This window comes from Pseudomonas sp. zfem001 (assembly GCF_032621725.1).
Lineage (GTDB): Bacteria > Pseudomonadota > Gammaproteobacteria > Pseudomonadales > Pseudomonadaceae > Aquipseudomonas > Aquipseudomonas sediminis.
This window is the reverse complement of record NZ_JAVYJI010000001.1, coordinates 17,065-37,087: the sequence shown is the minus strand read 5'-3', so window position 1 is coordinate 37,087 and position 20,023 is coordinate 17,065. Positions and strand designations below refer to the sequence as shown.

The following is a 20,023-nucleotide window of genomic DNA, read 5'->3' as shown; positions in this document are numbered from 1 at the left end:
CAATCGTCATCCCCGGTTCACGGGTCTGACACAGCGTGCGCCTACCTTGGTCTACACCAGAAGGCGCCGGCTAGCGGCCTTCTTATCGAAATGATAGTAGAGGGCCAGCACATGAGCGTAGCTATTCGAGTCGATCATCTGAATAAAAGTTTCGGCCGCAAGCAGGCGCTGTTCGATCTGGCGCTATCCGTGCAGCCGGGTGAGATGGTGGCACTGATCGGTGCCTCGGGCTCGGGCAAGTCGACCCTGCTGCGGCATCTGGCCGGCCTGGCGCGTGGTGACGCCGGTAGCATCGAAGTGCTTGGGCGCCAGGTGCAGAGCGACGGGCGCCTGAATGGCGATGTGCGCCGCCAGCGCGCCGATATCGGCTACATCTTCCAGCAGTTCAATCTGGTCGGCCGTCTCAGCGTGCTGCAGAACGTGCTGCTCGGCGGCCTGGGGCGCATGCCGCGTTGGCGTGGCAGCCTCAGCCTGTTCAATCCCGAAGAGAAGCAGCGTGCGCTGCAGGCGTTGGAGCGGGTAGGGCTGGCCGAGTTCGCCGCGCAGCGTGCCTCGACCCTGTCCGGTGGCCAGCAGCAGCGCGTGGCCATCGCCCGTGCGCTGTGCCAGCAGGCCGAGGTGATTCTCGCCGACGAGCCCATCGCCTCGCTCGACCCGGAGTCGGCGCGCAAGGTGATGGAGATCCTTGCCGACATCAACCGTCGCGACGGCAAGACGGTGGTGGTGACCCTGCATCAGGTCGATTACGCGGTGCGCTATTGCCAGCGCGCCGTGGCGCTCAAGGGTGGGCGAATTCATTTCGACGGCCCGACCGCGGGCTTCAACCCCGATTTCCTCAATGACCTCTACGGCGGCGATCTCGATATCAGCCTGCTGCTGCCGCAAGGGCAGCGCCCAAGGGCTGTGGAGCGTCCGCTGACACTGGCCAAGGCCTGAGCTCAGCCCTCTCATTCGAAACAACAACGCCAACTAGCAACAGGAGTGTGCTCCATGTTCAAACGCATCGGCCAGGTGCTGGCTGCTTCCGCGCTCGTCACCGGTTCCCTGCTGGGCTCGGCCCAGGCTGCCGAGGAACTCAACTTCGGCATCATTTCCACCGAGTCTTCGCAGAACCTCAAGGCCATGTGGGATCCCTTCCTGGCCGACATGAGCAAGCAGACCGGGGTAAAGATCAACGCCTTCTTCGCGCCTGATTACGCCGGGATCATCCAGGGCATGCGCTTCGACAAGGTCGATGTGGCCTGGTATGGCAACAAGTCGGCGATGGAGGCGGTTGATCGCGCCGGTGGTGAGATCTTCGCCCAGACCGTGGCGGCCAACGGCGCGCAGGGTTACTACAGCCTGCTGGTGGCGCACAAGGACAGCTCGATCAACTCGGTCGAGGACATGCTCAAGAACGCCAAGAGCCTGACCTTCGCCAACGGCGACCCCAACTCCACCTCCGGCTACCTGGTACCGGGCTATTACGTGTTCGCCCAGAACAACGTCGACGCCGGCAAGGTCTTCAAGCGCTCGCTCAATGGCAGCCATGAGGTCAACGCGCTGTCGGTGGCCAACAAGCAGGTCGATGTCGGCACCTTCAACAGCGAAGGCATGGAACGCCTGGAAGTGACCGCGCCGGACAAGGCGGCGCAGCTCAAGGTGATCTGGACTTCGCCGCTGATCCCTTCCGACCCGATCGCCTGGCGCAAGAACCTGCCGCAGGAGACCCGCGACAAGCTGCGCAACTTCTTCATGACCTACGGCGCCAAGCCGGAGGAGAAGAAGGTGCTCGAAGGCTTGCAGTGGGGCCAGTTCAAGGCTTCCGACAACGACCAGTTGCTGCCGATTCGTCAGCTCGAGCTGTTCAAGAAGCGCAGCGAAGTGGCCAGCAACGCCACGCTCAAGGACGCCGACAAGCAGGCCCAGCTCAAGGAGCTTGATGCCGAGTTGGCCAAGCTGGAGCAGCGTATGGCCGAGCGTGAGAAGCAAAACAGCGGCAGCGCTGGCTGAGCCTCGGAGCCGCCCCGCGAAAGTGGGGCGGTTCTTGAACAGCTCGCCGCTGAAGCGCCTCCCACAGGAACGAGAGTTACCCATGACCACACTGACCACCGCCACCCCGGCAACCGAAGCCAAGCGCAGCTGGCTGCAACTGATCGGCTGGGGCCTGTTCTTCGCCGTACTCGCCTGGTCCTGGCAGGGTGCGGAAATGAACCCGCTGGCGCTGGTGCGCGATGCTGGCAACATGGCCACCTTCGCCGCCGACTTCTTCCCGCCGGACTTCAGCAACTGGCAGCACTACCTCAAGGAGATGGTCGTCACCGTACAGATCGCTCTTTGGGGCACGGTGCTGGCCATCGTCTGCGCTATTCCGCTGGGCATCCTCTGTTCCGAGAACATCGTGCCCTGGTGGGTGTACCAGCCGGTACGCCGGGTGATGGATGCCTGCCGTTCGATCAACGAAATGGTCTTCGCCATGCTCTTCGTCGTCGCAGTCGGCCTCGGACCCTTCGCCGGTGTGCTGGCGCTGTTCATCAGCACCACCGGAGTGCTGGCCAAATTGTTCGCCGAGGCGGTCGAGGCCATCGATCCAGGCCCGGTCGAAGGCGTGCGCGCCACCGGCGCCAGTGCCCTGCAGGAGGTGATCTTCGGCGTCATCCCGCAGGTGCTGCCGTTGTGGATTTCCTATTCGCTGTACCGCTTCGAGTCCAACGTGCGTTCGGCCACGGTGGTCGGCATGGTCGGCGCCGGTGGCATCGGCGTGATCCTCTGGGAGGCCATACGCGGCTTCCAGTTCGCCCAGACCTGCGCGCTGCTGATCGTGATCATCCTGGTGGTGAGCGCCATCGACATCCTGTCCCAACGCCTGCGCAAGCTCTTTATCTGAAGGAGAGGGAGGGCGCCTGCGTGCGCCCTTTTCAAACGATGAACTTGTCTAGACAAAGCGAACCGCTGTACCGCGAGCTGGCCGCCGTGTTGCGCGAAGACGTGCAGCACATGAGCCCGGGCGATTACCTGCCGGGCGAGATGCAATTGGCCGCGCGCTTTTCCGTCAACCGTCACACCCTGCGCCGCGCCGTCGACGAGCTGGTGCTCGAAGGCCGCCTGCTGCGCCGCCAGGGCAAGGGCACTCAGGTGCTGGCCAAGCCGCTGGTGTATCCGGTAGAGGCGGGCAGTGCGTTCAGTCAGTCGCTGTCTGCGCTTGGTCACCGCGTCGAGGCGCAGTTGATCGAGCGCCTGCGTCGCAGCGGCAGCAGCGAGGAGTGCCGCCACCTGCAACTGCCCGATGGCAGCGAACTGCTCGAGCTGGTCACCCTGCGCCTGCTCGACGGCCAGCCGCTGAGCCTGATCCGTCACCGTTTCTGCATCAGCCTGGCGCCACTGCTGGCCGACTATCAGGGCGGCTCGCTGCGCCAGTACCTGGCCGAGCGCGATCTACCGCTGACACGCACCTTCAGCCTGATCGGCGCGCGCCTACCCAGTCGCGAGGAGGCTGCGCACCTGCTGATGCCGCGCCATGCGCCGCTGCTCAGCGTACTCACTTTGTCCCGCGATCCCGCTGGCCGGGCGGTGGAGCTGGCGCAGTCCAGCAGCCGCGCCGACCGCTTCCAGTACCAGGTAGCGACCTGATGGAGACCCGCATGAACGAAACCGATCCGAACATCGCCGCGCGTCAGCGCTGGATGGGCGTCCTGGCCCGCGCCGGCAGCGCTCTCGATAGCCATGAGGCGGCGCTGAAAGACAGCGCCTACCAACTGATCCGCTCCCCCGAGGTCGGCATGACCCTGGTGCGCGGGCGCATGGGCGGCACCGGTAGCGCCTTCAACCTCGGCGAGATGACCGTGACCCGCTGTGTGGTGCGCCTGGCCGACGGCCGTACCGGCTACAGCTACCTGGCAGGCCGCGACAAGCGTCGCGCCGAACTGGCCGCCCTGGCCGACGCGCACCTGCAGGGCAGCGACCAGGCGCGCTGGCTGGATGACCTGATCGAACCCCTGGCCCGCGAGCAGCGCGAACAGCGCCTGAACCGGGCCGCCCGTACCGCCACCACTCAGGTGGAATTTTTCACCCTGGTCAGAGGAGAGGACTGATGACTACGCCGCACAGCTCGCACTGGCTGCAACCGGCTTTCGACGACCCGGTGCTGGACGCCCAGGTCAGTTTCCGCGCGGCCCTCGGAGCCCTGGCCGAACCGGGGCTGCCACGCGCCATGGATCGTGCCCATGCCTTGGGTGACCTGGCCCCAGCTACTTATGGCTTGTGTCTGGCCTTCCTCGACAGTGATACGCCTCTGTGGCTGGCGCCGCGTTTCGACACGCCGCTGATTCGCGCCAACCTGGCGTTCCACTGCGGCTGCCCGATTGTCGCCGAGCGTGAGATCGCTCTGTTCGCCCTGCTTGATGAGGGCGAGTTGAGCGATCTGTCGGACTTCGACAATGGCAGCGAACGCTACCCGGACCAGTCCTGCACGCTGCTGATCCAGCTCGACGATCTGCGCGCCGGCGTCCCCCTGCGCTGGCGCGGGCCGGGGATCAAGGACGTGCGTGGCGTCAACTTGCCGCTGCCAGCCTCGTTCTGGCAACAGCGCCAGGCCCGCAGCGCCTTTCCCCGTGGCCTGGATTGCTTCTTTGCCGCAGGCGGCGAAGTCATCGGCCTGCCGCGCAGCACCCGCGTGCTGATCGAAACCGAGGAGGCTGCCTGATGTATGTCGCCGTCAAGGGTGGCGAACGCGCCATCGACAATGCCCATCAACTGCTGGCCTGCCGTCGCCGTGGCGATACCGCTGTCGCTGAACTGGGCGTTGAACAGATCCGCCAGCAACTGCCGCTGGCCGTGGCCCGGGTGATGAGCGAAGGCTCGCTGTACGACGAGGAGCTGGCCGCACTGGCGATCAAGCAGGCGGCCGGTGACCTGATGGAGGCCATCTTCCTCTTGCGCGCCTACCGCACCACGTTGCCGCGTTTCGGCGCCAGCGAGCCGCTGGATACCACGATGATGCAGCTGGAGCGGCGCATATCCGCCACTTTCAAGGATCTGCCCGGTGGTCAGTTGCTCGGTCCGACGTTCGATTACACCCACCGTCTGCTGGATTTCACCTTGCTGGGCGAGGGCGAGTATCCGGCGCCGGAAACCACGCTCGCCGACGAGCCCAAGCCCTGTCCACGGGTGCTGGATTTTCTCGCAGGCGAAGGGCTGATGGCCCGCGAGCAGGACGACGGCGCACCGGTGCCGGACATCACCCGCGAGCCGTTGGCCTTTCCCACCAACCGCGCCGAGCGTCTGCAGGCCCTGGCCCGTGGTGATGAAGGCTTCCTCCTGGCGCTCGGCTACTCGACTCAGCGCGGCTACGGGCGCAATCACCCCTTCGCCGGGGAGATCCGCATCGGTGATGTCGAGGTGTGGATGACGCCCGCCGAACTGGGCTTCGCCGTACCGCTGGGCGATATCGAGATCACCGAGTGCGAGATGGTCAACCAGTTCGTCGGCGACAGCGCCGAGCAGGCGCAGTTTACCCGCGGCTATGGCCTGGCCTTCGGTTACGCCGAGCGCAAGGCCATGGGCATGGCTCTGGTCGATCGCGCGCTGCGCGCCGCCGAGTACGGCGAGGAGGTACAGGGCCCGGCGCAGGAAGAGGAGTTCGTGCTGATGCACTGCGACAACGTCGAAGCTGCCGGCTTCGTCTCGCACCTCAAGTTGCCGCACTACGTCGACTTCCAGGCCGAACTGGAACTGATCCGCAAGCTGCGCCGCCAGGCGCCGGCAGAGGAGAACCGCTGATGAATCTGTCCAATGCAAGCGGCGCCCGTGAGGCGTCGGCCTACAACTTCGCCTATCTGGATGAGCAGACCAAACGCATGATCCGCCGTGGCTTGCTCAAGGCGGTAGCGATTCCCGGCTATCAGGTGCCTTTCGGCGGTCGCGAAATGCCGCTGCCCTATGGCTGGGGCACCGGTGGTATGCAGCTGACTGCAGCCATTCTCGGGGCGGACGACGTGCTCAAGGTGATCGACCAGGGTGCCGACGACACCACCAATGCGGTGTCGATTCGCCGCTTCTTCGCCCGTACCGCAGGTGTCGCCACCACCGAGCGCACGCTTGAGGCCAGCGTGATCCAGACCCGCCACCGTATTCCGGAAACACCGCTGTCGGCCGGGCAGATCATGGTCTATCAGGTGCCGATTCCCGAGCCGCTGCGTTTTATCGAGCCCAGCGAGCAGGAGACGCGGACCATGCACGCGCTGGAGGACTACGGCGTGATGCACGTGAAGCTGTACGAGGACATCGCCACCTTCGGCCATATCGCCACCGCCTACGCCTACCCGGTGACGGTGGATGAGCGCTACGTGATGGACCCGTCGCCGATTCCCAAATTCGACAACCCCAAACTGGACATGAGCCCGGCGCTGATGCTGTTCGGTGCCGGCCGCGAGAAGCGCCTGTATGCGGTGCCGCCCTTTACCCGGGTGGTCAGCCTGGACTTCGAGGATCATCCCTTCACCGTGCAGCGCTGGGACGAGTGCTGCGCCTTCTGTGGCAGCAGCGAGTCCTTCCTTGACGAGCTGATCGTCGATGACGCCGGCAGCAAGCGCTTCGTCTGCTCCGACACCGACTACTGCCGTCAGCGAACCGAGGAGAACCTGCAATGAGCGCCGCCGAACGTCTGCAACCTGCCGTGGCAGCGGCTGAGCCACTGTTCTCGGTGCGTGATCTGACCCGCCTGTACGGCCCGGACAAGGGCTGCCAGGGCGTGAGTTTCGACCTCTATCCCGGTGAAGTGCTGGGCATCGTCGGCGAGTCCGGCTCGGGCAAGTCCACCTTGCTCAGCCTGCTCTCCGGGCGTTGCCCGCCGGATCGCGGCGCGGTCAGTTATCGCGGCCGCGATGGCCAGTGGCTCGACCTGTACAGCGCCAGCGAGGCCGAGCGGCGCACGCTGCTGCGCACCGAATGGGGCTTCGTCGAGCAGAACCCGCGTGACGGCCTGCGCATGGCGGTATCAGCCGGCGCCAATATCGGCGAGCGGCTGATGGCCCAGGGTGTGCGCCACTACGGCGAGTTGCGCGCCGCCGGGCTTGACTGGCTGAGCCAGGTGGAGATCGACCCGGCGCGCATCGACGACCTGCCGCGCACCTTCTCCGGCGGCATGCAGCAGCGCCTGCAGATCGCCCGCAACCTGGTCTCGGCGCCGCGTCTGGTGTTCATGGACGAGCCGACTGGAGGGCTGGACGTGTCGGTGCAGGCGCGCCTGCTCGACCTGCTACGTGGCCTGGTGCGTGAGCTGGACCTGGCCGTGGTGATCGTCACCCATGACCTGGCGGTGGCGCGGCTGCTGGCCGACCGACTGATGGTGATGCGCCGTTCGCGCGTGGTGGAAGCGGGGCTGACCGACCAGATTCTCGACGACCCGCAGCATCCTTATTCGCAGCTGTTGGTGTCGTCGGTGTTGCAGCCCTGATTTCGTCCTGTGGGAGGGGCTTTAGCCGCGGCCCCTCTTTGTCGCGGCTAAAGCCCCTCCCACGAACGCAGAGAGTATTGACCATGGAAAACCTGATCGAGGTCAGCGGCCTCAGCAAGACCTTCACCCTGCATCAGCAGAACGGCGTCGTTCTGCAGGTGCTGCGTGATCTGAATTTCGCCGTGCGCGGCGGCGAGTGCCTGGTGCTGCACGGCCAGTCCGGCGCCGGTAAATCGACCCTGTTGCGCACGCTGTACGGCAACTACCTTGCCGCCGGCGGCAGTATTCGCATCCGTCACCAAGGCTCGCCGGTGGAACTGGTCGGCGCCGAGCCGCGCCAGGTGGTGGCGGTGCGCCGGCAGAGCCTGGGTTACGTCAGCCAGTTCCTGCGGGTGATTCCACGCGTGTCGACCCTGGACGTGGTGATGGAACCGGCGCTATCACGCGGCTGGACGCGTAGCGACGCCGAGGCGCGGGCCAAGGCGCTGCTGGGCCGGCTGAATATTCCTGAGGCGCTCTGGCAACTGGCGCCGGGCACCTTCTCCGGCGGCGAGCAGCAGCGCGTCAATATCGCCCGCGGCTTTATGGTCGAGTGGCCGGTGCTGTTGCTCGATGAGCCCACTGCCTCGCTGGATGACGCCAACCGCCAGGTGGTGTTGGCGCTGATCACCGAGGCCAAGGCCGCGGGTAGCGCGCTTATCGGCATTTTCCACGACCGCACCGCCCGCGAGGCGGTGGCCGACCGTTACCTCGACATGAGCGCCAAGGCGGCGCAAGCGGAGTACGTCTATGTCGTCTGAACAGATTCTTAGCAACGCCCGCGTCGTCACCGCCGAGCGCGAGTTCCTCGGCACGCTGTTGCTGCGTGACGGGCTGATCGCTGCAGTGGATGAGGGCGCCAGCCGCCTGCCGCAAGCCCAGAATCTGGGCGGCGATTACCTGCTACCGGGGCTGGTGGAGCTGCACACCGACAACCTGGAAAAACACATGAGCCCGCGCCCCGGGGTTGACTGGCCGTCGACCTCGGCGGTGCTGACCCACGATGCGCAGATCGTCGCCGCTGGCATCACCACGGTGTTCGATGCGCTGTCCATCGGCGACATCAACCCGCGTGGCCGGCGCATGCAGCAATTGCCGGCGATGATCGAAGCCATCGCCGCCAGCGAGGCAGCCGGGCAGACTCGCGCCGAGCACCGCCTGCACCTGCGCTGCGAGCTGTGCCATCCCGATGCCCTGACCATCTATCGCGACCTGGTGGAGCACCCGCTGGTGGCCCTGGTGTCGGTGATGGACCACTCGCCCGGTCAGCGCCAGTTCGCCAAGGTGGAGAAGTACCGCGAGTACTACATGGGCAAGTACCACCTGAGCCCGGCAGAGATGGAGGAATTCCTTCAGGAGCAGATTGCCAACTCGCGCCAATACAGCGACCGCCAGCGCCATGCCATCGTCGAGGACTGCCACAGCCGGGGCATCTCGGTGGCCAGCCATGACGACGCGACTCTGGCCCACGTGCAGGAGTCGGCCGATTTCGGCATGGCCATTGCCGAGTTTCCCACCACACTGGAGGCCGCCAGGGCCAGCCACGAACGGGGGTTGAAGGTGCTGATGGGCGCTCCGAACGTGGTGCGTGGCGGCTCGCATTCGGGCAATATCGCCGCCGCCGAGCTGGCACGTCACGGCGTGCTGGATATCCTTTCCAGCGACTACTACCCGGCCAGTCTACTGCATGCGGCCTGGCTGCTCGCCGGGCAGGACAACGACTATGATTTGCCTGCGGCCATCGCCACCGTGAGCCGCGCACCGGCCAGGGCGGCGGGGATGGATGACCGCGGCGAGATTCGCGTCGGTCTGCGTGCCGACCTGGTCCAGGCCAGGGCCCATGGCCAGCAACCGGTGATCCAGCAGGTGTGGCGCCAAGCACGAAGGGTGTTCTGATGCAGGGCAGGTTGATCTATCTGATGGGGCCTTCGGGCTCGGGCAAGGACAGCCTGTTACAAGCCGCACGTGCGCCGCTGGAGGCGCACGGCTGCCGTTTCGCTCGGCGGGTGATCACCCGCAGTGCCGAATCGGTGGGGGAAGATGCGCTGGGAGTGACCCCGGCCGAGTTCCAGCGCTTGGAGGGCGAGGGCGCCTTCGCTCTGAGCTGGCGCGCCAATGGCCTGGCCTATGGCATCCCGCTCGAGATCAATGACTGGCTGAGTGCCGGGCAGGACGTGCTGATCAACGGTTCGCGCGGTCATCTCGACACGGCGCGGCAGCGCTACCCGGATCTGCTGGCGATTCTCCTGCAGGTCGACGAAGCGGTACTGCGTCAGCGCCTGCTGGACCGTGGCCGGGAAACATCGGAGCAGATCGAGCAGCGCCTGGCCCGCAGCCGCAGCTTTACTGTGGTGGGAGGCGCTTCAGCAGCGACTGTCGCGCAGGAGCACATTTGCGTTCTAGACAACTCCGGCCCGCTGCCACACACCGTTACCCGCCTGCTGCAGCTGCTCGACGAGACTCGCCAATGCGCCTGACCCTGCTCGGCACCGGTGATGCCCGCCAGGTGCCGGTCTATAACTGCAGTTGCCCGGCCTGCGATGCGTCCCGCGTCTATCCAACACGTCGCCGCGGCCCCTGTTGCGCGCTGATCGAATGCGGGGCGCAGCGCTGGTTGATCGACAGCGGCCTGACCGACCTTACCGAGCGCTTTGCGCCACACAGCCTCAGCGGCATCCTGCAGACCCACTACCACGCCGATCACGCCCAGGGTCTGCTGCACCTGCGCTGGGGGCAGGGGCTGATCATCCCCGTGCATGGTCCTGATGACCCGGAGGGGCTGGCCGATCTATACAAGCATCCGGGCATTCTCGACTTCAGCCAGCCGTTCGCCGCTTTCGAGCGTCGCCAATTGGGTGAGCTGAGTGTTACCGCACTACCGCTGACGCATTCCAAGCCGACCTTCGGCTACCTACTAAAGGGGCAGGACAGGCGCATCGCCTACCTCACCGATACCGTCGGCGTGCCGGAAGCGAGTTGCGCCGAGCTGCAGCGCGCGCCACTGGATCTGCTGGTGCTCGATTGCTCCACCGCGCCGCAACCCGTCGCACCGCGTAACCACAACGATCTGACCCGTGCGCTGGAGGTCGTCGAGCGCCTGCAACCGACACAGGCAGTGCTGACCCATATCGGCCACAGCTTCGATGCCTGGCTGCTGGAGCATCCCGACGCCTTGCCGCCAGGCGTGACGCTGGCAAGCGATGGCCTGGTGTTGTGAGTCCACGCCGCTATCTGTAACCAAAGATTTCAGATTGGCCGGGCTTGCCGTTACAGTGCTGGGCCTTCCAACGTGTTCGCCGCCAGCAGAGAGGTTGCATGAACGCCCGCCGCATTACCCTGTTGCTGTGTACGGCCGAAACCCTCGGCATGGCCGGTTTCGCCCTGTTCGCCGCGCTGCTACCGCAATTCCAGGCACTCTGGGGTTTGAGTAATACCGAGGCCGGCTGGATCGGCGGCGGCTTCTTTCTTGGTTACATGCTCGCCGTGCCTGTGCTCACCGGCCTGACCGATCGGCACGACGCCCGGCTTATCTACCTGGCGGCCATGTTGCTGACGGCCGTGGCCAGCGCGGGTTTCGTCTTTGCCGATGGTTTCTGGTCCGCATTGCTCTGGCGCGTACTCGCCGGTGTCGGCCTGGCGGGCACCTACATGCCGGGGCTCAAGGCGCTGTCGGAACGTATCGACGGTGCCTCGCAGTCGCGTGCCATCGCCTTCTATACCGCTAGCTTCGGACTGGGCACGGCGCTGTCGTTCACCCTGTCCGGCGAGCTGGCCAAGCTCGGCGGCTGGCAGGTGCCGGCGTTGCTCAGTGGTGCCTGTGCGTTGCTGGCCTGGGCGTTGGTGTACTGGGGGCTGGCGCCGAAAGCGGTAGAGGCACATGCGCCGCGCAATCTGCTGGATCTGGCGCCGTTGAGAAATCGCGCGGTGCTGGCTTACTGCCTGGCCTATGCGATGCACAACCTGGAGCTGTTCGCTCTGCGCGCCTGGCTGGTGGCCTTCGTGGTGTTCTCCGGGCATCTGCAGGGCGTCGATCCCTGGCTATCGGGCACCTGGGTGGCGATGCTGGCGACGCTCATCGGTATGCCGTCGAGCATCCTCGGCAACGAACTGGCACTGCGTTTCGGGCGTCAGCGCTGGCTGATCGGTGTGATGCTCAGCTCCGCGCTGCTGGCCGCCGTGGTCGGCTTGGGTGCGGCGCTGCCGTTCTGGGCGATGCTGGGGCTGATTCTGGTCTACGCAGTGACCGTCACCGCTGACTCGGCTTCGTTGACCGCCGGACTGGTCAGCGTCGCCCCGGCCAGTCACCGTGGCGCGGCGATGGCGCTGTATTCCTGTACCGGCTTTACCGGCGCGTTCCTCGGCCCGTTGTTGTTCGGTATGACTCTGGATGCCCTGGGTGATCAGCAGTTGATCGGCTGGTGGGCGGCGTTCGCGCTGATGGGCCTGTCGCTGACGCTCGGGCCGCTGGCGTTGTGGTGGGCGGGTAGAGGGCGCGAGGAAAGCTCGCGCCTCTGAGTCAGGGATACCGGGCCTGTGTGGTGGATTTCACGCTTTGTTGCCCAGCGCCTCGGCCTTGCGCAGCCAGGTCTGGCGTTGTTCTTCGCTGGACGGGCGCACCGGGGCGAATTCGCTCAGGCGGCGAGTCTTGATCCCGCAGAAACCGAGGATGGTACGCACCATCTGCCGGTGCGCCGGGGCACCGTAGATCCAGCGGAAATACCAGCGTGGCGTGTCCATGGTCACCAGCAGGTCAGCACTGCGCCCGGTGAGCAGCTTGTCCCAGAGTTGCGAGCGGTTGCGGTACTTGAAGGCGAAACCGGGCAGGAACACCCGGTCGAAGAAGCCTTTCAGCAGCGCTGGAATGCCGCCCCACCAGACCGGGTAGACGAACACCAGGTGCTGGGCCCAGTGAATCAGACGCTGAGCTTCGAGCAGGTCCGGCTCCAGATTCTGGCTCTGCTCGTAACCTTCACGCAGGATTGGGTCGAACTGCAGTTCGCCCAGTCTGAGCTGGCGCACCACGTGCCGCTTGCTACGTGCTCCCAGGCTATAGGCCTCGGCCAGTGCGTGGCAGAGGCTGTCCTTCTTGGGGTTGCCGAGAATCAGCAGGATGCGTTTGCCATCGCCTTCCAGCGGTGTGGCGCCACTCTTGCCTTCAGTCATGCCGCCCGGCTCCAAGCATGTCCTGCGGTCGTACCCATTGGTCGAACTCCTCTTCGTTCAGGTAGCCGAGCTGCAGAGCGGCCTGGCGTAGCGTGCTGCCTTCGGCGTAGGCCTTCTTGGCGATTTCGGCGGCTTTGTCGTAGCCGATGTGGGGGTTGAGCGCTGTCACCAGCATCAAGCCGTTTTCCAGGTGCGCAGCCATTTGCGTGGCATCCGGCTGCAGGTCGGCGACGCAATGCTGCTGGAAGTTGCGGCAGCCATCGGCGAGCAGGCGGATCGATTGCAGCAGGTTGTGGATGATCACCGGCTTGAACACATTGAGCTGCAGGTGGCCCTGGCTGGCGGCGAAGCTGATGGTCGCGTCGTTGCCCAGCACCTGACAGGCCAGCATCGACAGCGCTTCGCACTGGGTCGGGTTGACCTTGCCAGGCATGATCGAACTGCCCGGCTCGTTGGCTGGCAGGCGCACTTCGGCAAAGCCGGCGCGCGGGCCGGAGCCGAGCAGGCGCAGGTCGTTGGCCAGCTTCATCAGGGCCACGGCCAGAGTCTTCAGCGCGCCGGAGAGCTGCACCAGCGGCTCGTGGCCGGACAGTGCGGCGAACTTGTTCGGGGCGCTGGTCAGCGGCAGGCCGGAGAGTGCGGCCAGTTCAGCAGCGATGGCTTCGGCGAAACCGGCTGGTGCGTTCAGCCCGGTGCCGACGGCAGTACCGCCCTGGGCCAGCTCGCAGACGGCGGGCAGTGCAGCGCGAATCGCGGCCTCGGCATGGCCGAGCTGGGCGACGAAGGCCGACAGCTCCTGGCCGAAGGTTATGGGGGTGGCGTCCATCATATGGGTGCGCCCGGTCTTGACCAGGTTGGCGTGGCGCTGCGCCTGTTCCTGCAGGCCGTCACGCAGTTCGGCCAGCGCCGGCAGCAGGGCGTGGCGAACGCCCTGCACAGCGGCGATGTGCATGGCGGTGGGGAAGCAGTCGTTGGAGCTTTGCGCGCGGTTGACATGATCGTTGGGGTGCACCGGGTTCTTGCCGCCGCGTTGGCCGCCGGCCAGTTCGTTGGCACGGCCGGCGATCACCTCGTTGACGTTCATGTTGCTCTGCGTGCCGCTGCCGGTCTGCCAGACCACCAGGGGGAATTGCGCGTCGTGCTGGCCTTCGAGCACTTCGTCGGCAGCCTGTTCGATCAGTCGGGCGACATCCGCCGGCAGCTCGCCGCTGCGGCTGTTGACCCGTGCCGCGGCTTTCTTGATCAGCGCCAAAGCATGCAACACGGCCAGCGGCATGCGCTCCTGGCCGATGGCGAAGTTGATCAGCGAGCGCTGGGTCTGCGCGCCCCAGTAGGCGTCGTTAGGGACTTCGATGGGGCCGATGCTGTCGGTTTCGGTGCGGCTCATGGCGTTCTCCGGGGCAAGTGCAAGGTTGCTGGCAGTTTAGGTCGCGCCACCGAAGACTGGTTCCACAACTTATCTATCAGGTTGATTGGAGCCTTTGAAAGAGCGACTACCAGCGGGCGTGGGTTTCACCCAGCCAGCCCAGTGCTCCGTCTACCGGCACGCGCTCGCCTTTAGGGCCGCGCAGTACGCCGTCGTAATGACCGAAGCGCTGCACGGTGTTGGCGTGAAACGGACCGAGTTTGGGGCAGGCCTTGTGCAGTTGGCGGGGCGTGAAGCGCAGGGCCACGCGATCATCTTCGCTGTCCAGACGCCAAGGAGCCAGCGGCGCCTGCGAGCTGCGCTCGATATGCAGGGGGCTGTCGAGCAATTGCACTTCACCGCCGAACCACAGGGAGTTTTCCGACAGGCCGCTGTGATCGAGCCAGCCAGCGCCGAAGTTGCCGGCAATGCCGCCCGCTGCAGCGAAAGCCGCGCGCTGCCAGTATGTGTTCAGCGGCCAGACACCGCGACCGAAATCCAGCGCGGCGAAGCTCTGGCCCGGCACACAGCTGTAGTGCTTGCCGCCCAACTGCAGGCTACCCGCGGTGGGCAGGCCTAGCTGGCGACAGGTGGCATGGAAACCGCCTTTTTGCAGGGGCGCAACCAGATTGATCGATTGCAGATGGGCGGGGCGTTGTATGTCTAGAGCAACCTGTAGGGGCTGGCCGCCGATATCCGGGGCGGCAGCGGTGAGGCGCAGGCGTCCGGGGTGCTCATCGATGCGCAGCTGCAGGCGAGAGTGGCTGAAAGCATGGCTCTCCAGCGGCAGGTCGGGCAACTGGCAGCCGAGGGCGAAGGGACGGAACTGGGTATGGGCGACGGCCTGGCCGGTTTCCAGGTCGAGGAAGTAGGCGGCGCCGTAGCCGAGGTAGTCGAGGTCAGCCAGGGTTAGCGAGAGCATCCACTGCGGCGTGGTGATGCACCAGTGATTCCAACGTTTGCGCCGCCCGGCGTGGCCGTGCAGGGTGCAGTCCACCTGCGGGCGGCTGGACCAGCCAATGGCTTCGTCCAGCAATCGGCCTTTGCTGTCGCAAAGCGGCTGGAGCGGAAGGGGCGCGTGTGAGGTGAGGCTGGTCATCGGGCACGTCCGTGTGTGTACGCGGGCTGGCGATCAATTGCCGGCTCTTGAGGTGCGCACGCCTTGTTGAATAATAGTGGGGAGGTCGCAAAGAATGCCGAGCCCACCCGAGCATGAGCAAGTACTGGCATTTTGGCAACTGACCAGTGGGTGCGCCGGTCAACATGACGGGTGTGAGCCAGCGCACAACGCGCATCGCTTGAGGGATTTCCGCACAGGGCACAAAATGCCGCCTTCGTAGTCTACCCAGACTCATTCACAACCTCTGGACGCTCTCCATGCTCCGTTTTTCCAAACTCTGCACCGCCGTTCTGCTCAGCGCGAGCGCATCCCTGGCCATGGCCGATGCCGCCAGTCATGCTGCCGATGCCGAGCGTTTTCTCAAGTTGGCTCACGCCGACAAGCTGACCGTGCCGGTCTACGGCCAGGTGCAGCAGATGTTCGCCCAGCGTTTCGCCGAGGCGCCGAACGGCAAGAAAGCAGTACTCGAGAGTTACCAGGCCAAGGCCAATACCGCGCTGGACAAGGCGGTCGGCTGGGACAAGCTCAAGCCGGACATGGTCAGGCTCTACACAAGCAACTTCAATGAGCAGGAGCTCAAGGACCTGATCGCCTTCTACGAGTCGCCGCTGGGACAGAAGGTACTGCAGAAAATGCCGACTCTCACCGCACAGTCCGCGCAGATCACCCAGAGCAAGCTGGAGTCCGCCGTGCCTGAGGTGAACAAGCTGCTGGCCGACATGAGCAACGAGCTCGGCCTGCCTAAACAGCCCTGATGGAGCCCGAGATGTCCAAGCAAGACCTGATCGTCACCGCCCTGGCCGCGCTGCAACCCGAGCACCTCGAAGTGCTGGACGAGAGCCATATGCACAGCCGCGGTCTGGAAACCCACTACAAGGCGGTGATCGTCAGCCCGGCATTTGCTGGCCTGAATGCGGTCAAGCGACATCAGAAGGTGTATGCGACGGTCGGCGAGTTGATGGGACAGATCCACGCGCTGGCGCTGCATACCTACACCCCGCAGGAGTGGGCGGCGCAGGGCGTGGCGCCGGCTTCGCCGACCTGCCGCGGCGGTCATTGATGTAGCTCGGCTGTAATCCGGGGGAACCCGCCGGTAATTCCAGGATTGCATCCGGGCGACGTGACAGGCTGTCGCGCCTTGTCGCCAAGCCACCCCGGCGAATCCCTGCTTTGCTACAATCCGTCCGCGCCGGCCCACGCCGGCGCTTTCGTTTAGATTCTCTATCCGGCTAGCTGGAGCTATGCAAGGCGCTACGCTAGTAACGCAGCAAAGCCGACGCGCAGCTGATCGAGGGCCAGTCCGCCCTTTACGTGGGCGACTACTGAGAGAATATTCATGACCGACAAGATCGTCGTCGCGGCGCTGTATAAATTCGTCTCCCTGCCGGACTATCAGGCGCTGCGCGAACCCCTGCTGCAAACCCTCATCGATAACGACATCAAGGGCACCCTGTTGCTCGCCGAGGAGGGTATCAACGGCACCGTTTCCGGCACCCGTGCCGCTATCGATGCACTGCTCGCCTGGTTCCGCCTGGACGCCCGTCTGGCCGATGTCGACCACAAGGAATCCTATTGCGATGAGCAGCCGTTCTATCGCACCAAGGTCAAGCTGAAGAAAGAGATCGTCACTCTCGGCGTACCTGGCGTCGACCCCAACCAGCGCGTCGGTACCTACGTCGAGCCGCAGGACTGGAATGCCCTGATCAGCGACCCTGAAGTGCTGTTGATCGATACCCGCAACGACTACGAAGTGGCCATCGGCACCTTCGAGGGCGCCATCGACCCGAAGACCAAGTCGTTCCGCGAATTTCCCGAGTACATCCGCGAGCACTTCGACCCGAGCAAGCACAAGAAGGTGGCGATGTTCTGCACCGGCGGTATCCGCTGCGAGAAGGCCTCCAGCTACATGCTCGGCGAGGGTTTCGAGGAGGTCTATCACCTCAAGGGCGGCATTCTCAAATACCTCGAGGAGGTGCCGCAGGAAGAGACCAAGTGGCAGGGCGACTGTTTCGTCTTCGACAATCGCGTGACCGTACGCCATGACCTGTCTGAAGGCGATTACGATCAGTGTCACGCCTGCCGCACGCCTATCTCTGTGGAGGACCGCCAGTCCGAGTTCTACAGCCCCGGCGTCAGCTGTCCACATTGCTGGGATTCGCTGCCGGAGAAGACCCGTGAAAGCGCCCGCGAGCGACAGAAGCAGATCGAACTGGCGCGCCAGCGCAACCAGCCGCACCCGATTGGCCGCGACCCCCGTCAACTGAACGAGGCCTGACCATGGCTAGCCGCCTGCTCTACGTGATGGACCCGATGTGCTCCTGGTGCTGGGGTTTCGCGCCGGTAGTCGAAGCCCTCGCCGAGCAGGCTGCAGCGGCCGATGTGCCGCTGCAGATCGTGGTCGGCGGCCTGCGCCGTGATCAGGTGGCGATCGATGCGGCAGCGCGGGTGCGTTATCTGGGCTACTGGCAGGCGGTCAATGCCAGTACCGGACAACTGTTCGACTTCGAGCGCGGCCTGCCGGAGGGGATGGTGTATGACACCGAACCCGCCTGCCGCGCGTTGGTCACTGCACGTAATCTCGATGCACAGAGCGCCTGGACACTGCTCAAGCTGATTCAGCAAGCCTTCTACACCGAAGGGGCCGACGTCACCCAGGCCAGCGTGTTGGTGCAACTGGCCGAGCAGGCGGGCATCCCGCGCATCGAGTTTGCCGAGGCCTTCGACAGCCAGGCCATGGAGGACGCGACCGCCGCCGATTTCACCTGGGTGCAGGACCTGGGCATCGCCGGCTTCCCCACGCTGCTGGCCGAGCGCGATAGCCAACTGGCGTTGCTGACCAACGGCTATCAGCCGCTCGAGGTGTTATCGCCGCTGCTGGGGCGTTGGCTGGAGCGCGCTGCCAATGCCTGATCGGTTGAGCTGGGCAGAAATTCGTCGCCTGGCCCTGCGTCACAAGAAAGCGCTGATCCTGGCCAATCTGGTCGCCGTGCTGGCGACCCTGTGCAGTGTGCCGATCCCATTGCTGTTGCCGTTGCTGGTCGACGAAGTGCTGCTGAACGACGGCGATGCGGCGCTCAAGGTGATGGACAACTTCCTCCCGACCGAGTGGGAAACGGCAGCCGGCTATATCGGCCTGATGCTGGTGCTGACCCTGCTGCTGCGAGGCTCGGCGCTGATCTTCAACGTCTTGCAGGCGCGGCTGTTCGCCAGGTTGTCGAAGGACATCGTCTACCGCATCCGCATGCGTCTGATCGAGCGGCTCAAACGCATTTCCCTTGGCGAGTACGAGAGCCTGGGCGGCGGCACCGTGACCACCCACCTGGTCACCGATCTGGATACCCTGGACAAGTTCGTCGGCGAGACCCTGAGCCGCTTTCTGGTGGCGGTGCTGACCCTGGTCGGCACCTCGGCCATCCTGATCTGGATGCACTGGCAACTGGCCTTGCTGATCCTGCTGTTCAACCCGCTGGTGATCTACGCCACCGTGCTGCTGGGCAAGAAGGTCAAGCACCTGAAGAAGTTGGAGAACGACAGCACGTCGCGCTTCACCCAGGCGCTGACCGAAACCCTTGAGGCGATTCAGGAGGTGCGCGCCGGCAACCGCCAGGGCTACTTCCTTGGTCGCCTTGGCGGGCGGGCGCGCGAGGTGCGCGACTATGCGGTGGCCTCGCAATGGAAGAGCGATGCCTCCAACCGTGCCAGCGGCCTGCTGTTCCAGTTCGGTATCGACGTGTTCCGCGCGGCGGCGATGCTCACCGTGCTGTTTTCCGACCTGTCCATCGGCCAGATGCTCGCGGTGTTCAGCTACCTGTGGTTCATGATCGGTCCGGTGGAGCAGCTGCTCAGTCTGCAATACGCGTTCTACGCCGCAGGCGGCGCGCTGACGCGGATCAACGAGCTGCTGGCACGCAAGGACGAGCCGCAGTACGACGGGCGCGTCGATCCTTTCAAGGGGCGTGACACGGTCGGTATCGAGGTGCGCGGATTGACCTTCGGCTATGACGACGAGCCGGTGCTGGATCGGCTCGATCTGTCCATCGGCCCGGGCGAGAAGGTGGCCATCGTTGGCGCCTCCGGCGGAGGCAAGAGTACTCTGGTGCAGTTGCTGCTGGGTCTGTACACGCCGCAGGCCGGCAGCATTCGCTTCGGCGGCAGCGCGCTGGAGGAGATCGGCCTGGATTGCGTGCGCGACAACGTCGCGGTGGTGCTGCAGCACCCAGCGCTGTTCAACGACACGGTACGCGCCAACCTGACCATGGGCCGCGAGCGCAGCGATGAGGCCTGCTGGCAGGCGCTGCGCATCGCCCAGCTGCACGACACCATTGCGCAACTGCCGCAAGGGCTGGACAGCGTGGTTGGGCGTAGCGGTGTGCGTTTGTCCGGCGGGCAGCGCCAGCGCCTGGCCATTGCCCGTATGGTGCTGGCCGGGCCCAAGGTGGTGATCCTCGACGAGGCCACCTCGGCGCTGGATGCCGCCACCGAGTACGCCCTGCACGAAGCGCTCGCGCAATTCCTTGAAGGTCGCACCACGCTAATCATCGCCCACCGCCTGAGTGCGGTGAAGCAGGCCGATCGCGTGCTGGTGTTCGACGGCGGCAGCGTCGCCGAGGATGGTGACCACCAGCAACTGATCGCAGAAGGTGGCCTGTACGCCAAGCTTTACGGGCATTTGCAGCAGGGCTGAGTCGTAGGGTGCGCCGTGCGCACCGCAGCGATCAGGATGTTCGGGAAATTCTTCGCGGCTGAAACGGAATGCCGCCCAGCCGCTCCTACGGGTAGGTGAGCATTTGTAGTAGCGGCTTCAGCCGCGATGCTCTTTTGCGCAGCCAATGTCCCCGGATTGCATCCGGACTAGACGGCTTCC

22 protein-coding genes are annotated in these 20,023 nt (G+C 65.0%); 19 read left to right on the top strand and 3 right to left on the bottom strand.

Annotated features, from left to right (window positions below):
- Positions 1-111 precede the first annotated feature (111 nt).
- The 14 genes from phnC (at position 112) to RTH74_RS00135 (ending at position 11,986) form a co-directional block, all read left to right on the top strand.
- A complete protein-coding gene (gene phnC, locus RTH74_RS00200) occupies positions 112-936 on the top strand; it encodes a phosphonate ABC transporter ATP-binding protein (protein ID WP_316913379.1) in 825 nt (274 codons plus the stop codon).
- Positions 937-990: 54 nt separating this feature from the next.
- Positions 991-1,992: a phosphonate ABC transporter substrate-binding protein gene (gene phnD / locus RTH74_RS00195; protein WP_316913378.1), complete on the top strand. Its 1,002-nt coding sequence runs from the start codon at positions 991-993 to the stop codon at positions 1,990-1,992.
- Between the two features lie 82 nt (positions 1,993-2,074).
- Complete coding sequence (gene phnE, locus RTH74_RS00190) at positions 2,075-2,866, top strand: phosphonate ABC transporter, permease protein PhnE (RefSeq protein ID WP_003461861.1); 792 nt, start codon at positions 2,075-2,077, stop codon at positions 2,864-2,866.
- 20 nt (positions 2,867-2,886) lie between these two features.
- Positions 2,887-3,609, top strand: a complete 723-nt coding sequence (phnF, locus tag RTH74_RS00185; protein WP_099525220.1) for a phosphonate metabolism transcriptional regulator PhnF — start codon at positions 2,887-2,889, stop codon at positions 3,607-3,609.
- Positions 3,610-3,620: 11 nt separating this feature from the next.
- A complete protein-coding gene (phnG, locus tag RTH74_RS00180) occupies positions 3,621-4,070 on the top strand; it encodes a phosphonate C-P lyase system protein PhnG (RefSeq protein WP_316913377.1) in 450 nt (149 codons plus the stop codon).
- The gene (phnH, locus tag RTH74_RS00175; protein WP_143499985.1) at positions 4,070-4,681 is read left to right on the top strand and encodes a phosphonate C-P lyase system protein PhnH; all 612 of its coding nucleotides are present in this window, start codon (positions 4,070-4,072) and stop codon (positions 4,679-4,681) included. Before phnG ends, phnH begins: the two co-directional genes overlap by 1 nt.
- Positions 4,681-5,757, top strand: coding sequence for a carbon-phosphorus lyase complex subunit PhnI (locus RTH74_RS00170; RefSeq protein WP_316913376.1), 1,077 nt, complete (start codon positions 4,681-4,683; stop codon positions 5,755-5,757). The genes phnH and RTH74_RS00170 overlap by 1 nt, the downstream gene beginning before the upstream one ends.
- Complete coding sequence (locus RTH74_RS00165; RefSeq protein ID WP_316913375.1) at positions 5,757-6,626, top strand: alpha-D-ribose 1-methylphosphonate 5-phosphate C-P-lyase PhnJ; 870 nt, start codon at positions 5,757-5,759, stop codon at positions 6,624-6,626. The genes RTH74_RS00170 and RTH74_RS00165 overlap by 1 nt, the downstream gene beginning before the upstream one ends.
- Positions 6,623-7,432, top strand: coding sequence for a phosphonate C-P lyase system protein PhnK (gene phnK, locus RTH74_RS00160; RefSeq protein ID WP_013714906.1), 810 nt, complete (start codon positions 6,623-6,625; stop codon positions 7,430-7,432). The genes RTH74_RS00165 and phnK overlap by 4 nt, the downstream gene beginning before the upstream one ends.
- A gap of 83 nt (positions 7,433-7,515) precedes the next feature.
- Positions 7,516-8,232, top strand: coding sequence for a phosphonate C-P lyase system protein PhnL (phnL, locus tag RTH74_RS00155; protein ID WP_316913374.1), 717 nt, complete (start codon positions 7,516-7,518; stop codon positions 8,230-8,232).
- Positions 8,222-9,367 (top strand): alpha-D-ribose 1-methylphosphonate 5-triphosphate diphosphatase, encoded by a 1,146-nt coding sequence (locus RTH74_RS00150; RefSeq protein ID WP_106733853.1) that lies wholly within the window; start codon positions 8,222-8,224, stop codon positions 9,365-9,367. The genes phnL and RTH74_RS00150 overlap by 11 nt, the downstream gene beginning before the upstream one ends.
- Entirely contained in the window at positions 9,367-9,948 is a 582-nt protein-coding gene (phnN, locus tag RTH74_RS00145) for a phosphonate metabolism protein/1,5-bisphosphokinase (PRPP-forming) PhnN (protein ID WP_316913373.1), read from the top strand. Before RTH74_RS00150 ends, phnN begins: the two co-directional genes overlap by 1 nt.
- Positions 9,939-10,688: a phosphonate metabolism protein PhnP gene (gene phnP, locus RTH74_RS00140; RefSeq protein ID WP_099525229.1), complete on the top strand. Its 750-nt coding sequence runs from the start codon at positions 9,939-9,941 to the stop codon at positions 10,686-10,688. Before phnN ends, phnP begins: the two co-directional genes overlap by 10 nt.
- Before the next feature lie 98 nt (positions 10,689-10,786).
- A complete protein-coding gene (locus tag RTH74_RS00135) occupies positions 10,787-11,986 on the top strand; it encodes an MFS transporter (RefSeq protein WP_316913372.1) in 1,200 nt (399 codons plus the stop codon).
- Between the two features lie 30 nt (positions 11,987-12,016).
- On the opposite strand, the gene RTH74_RS00130 is transcribed toward RTH74_RS00135, so the two are convergent.
- The 3 genes from RTH74_RS00130 to RTH74_RS00120 form a co-directional block, all read right to left on the bottom strand.
- The gene (locus tag RTH74_RS00130) at positions 12,017-12,634 is read right to left on the bottom strand and encodes an NAD(P)H-dependent oxidoreductase (RefSeq protein ID WP_316913371.1); all 618 of its coding nucleotides are present in this window, start codon (positions 12,632-12,634) and stop codon (positions 12,017-12,019) included.
- Positions 12,627-14,021, bottom strand: coding sequence for a class II fumarate hydratase (locus RTH74_RS00125; protein ID WP_316913370.1), 1,395 nt, complete (start codon positions 14,019-14,021; stop codon positions 12,627-12,629). The genes RTH74_RS00130 and RTH74_RS00125 overlap by 8 nt, the downstream gene beginning before the upstream one ends.
- Positions 14,022-14,127: 106 nt before the next feature.
- Positions 14,128-15,138 carry a DUF2804 domain-containing protein gene (locus RTH74_RS00120; RefSeq protein ID WP_059391596.1) on the bottom strand — a complete coding sequence of 337 codons (1,011 nt, stop codon included), beginning with the start codon at positions 15,136-15,138 and terminating at the stop codon, positions 14,128-14,130.
- Positions 15,139-15,416: 278 nt separating this feature from the next.
- On the opposite strand from RTH74_RS00120, the gene RTH74_RS00115 reads away from it, so the two are divergent.
- From RTH74_RS00115 to RTH74_RS00095, 5 genes are all read left to right on the top strand, one after another.
- A complete protein-coding gene (locus tag RTH74_RS00115) occupies positions 15,417-15,914 on the top strand; it encodes a DUF2059 domain-containing protein (RefSeq protein WP_099525233.1) in 498 nt (165 codons plus the stop codon).
- Between the two features lie 11 nt (positions 15,915-15,925).
- A complete protein-coding gene (locus RTH74_RS00110) occupies positions 15,926-16,219 on the top strand; it encodes a BolA family protein (RefSeq protein ID WP_099525234.1) in 294 nt (97 codons plus the stop codon).
- A gap of 276 nt (positions 16,220-16,495) precedes the next feature.
- Complete coding sequence (locus tag RTH74_RS00105; protein ID WP_059391599.1) at positions 16,496-17,434, top strand: rhodanese-related sulfurtransferase; 939 nt, start codon at positions 16,496-16,498, stop codon at positions 17,432-17,434.
- Positions 17,435-17,436: 2 nt separating this feature from the next.
- Positions 17,437-18,069, top strand: coding sequence for a DsbA family protein (locus RTH74_RS00100; RefSeq protein WP_316913369.1), 633 nt, complete (start codon positions 17,437-17,439; stop codon positions 18,067-18,069).
- Positions 18,062-19,843 (top strand): ABC transporter ATP-binding protein, encoded by a 1,782-nt coding sequence (locus RTH74_RS00095; RefSeq protein ID WP_316913368.1) that lies wholly within the window; start codon positions 18,062-18,064, stop codon positions 19,841-19,843. The genes RTH74_RS00100 and RTH74_RS00095 overlap by 8 nt, the downstream gene beginning before the upstream one ends.
- Positions 19,844-20,023 lie beyond the last annotated feature (180 nt).